Below are 275 nucleotides of genomic sequence, written 5' to 3'. Positions count from 1 at the left end.
CATCCGTTCGCGCCAGACCGCCATCGGCGTGCGATAGCCGTGCGCCTGATGAAGGCGACGATCGTTGTAGAAGGCGATCCAGCTCGCGACCCCTGCCTTGGCCTGGCGGCCGTCGGCATAGCCCTTGAGATAGATGTCCTCATGCTTGAGCGACCGCCACAGCCGCTCGATGAAGACATTGTCCATCCAACGACCGCGGCCATCCATGGAGATCTTGATCCCTGCGCCCGCCAACGCGCCGGTGACGGTCGCACTGGTGAACTGGCTGCCCTGGT

1 protein-coding gene is annotated in these 275 nt (G+C 64.0%); it reads right to left on the bottom strand.

Annotated elements, in window-relative coordinates:
* Positions 1-275 (bottom strand): integrase core domain-containing protein (locus I6F35_RS39760; RefSeq protein WP_225122985.1); only part of this gene is annotated, 275 nt, incomplete at both ends.

Source organism: Bradyrhizobium sp. BRP22 (assembly GCF_020194175.1).
In the GTDB taxonomy this organism is placed as follows: domain Bacteria; phylum Pseudomonadota; class Alphaproteobacteria; order Rhizobiales; family Xanthobacteraceae; genus Bradyrhizobium.
This window is presented reverse-complemented; position numbering and strand designations above follow the sequence as displayed.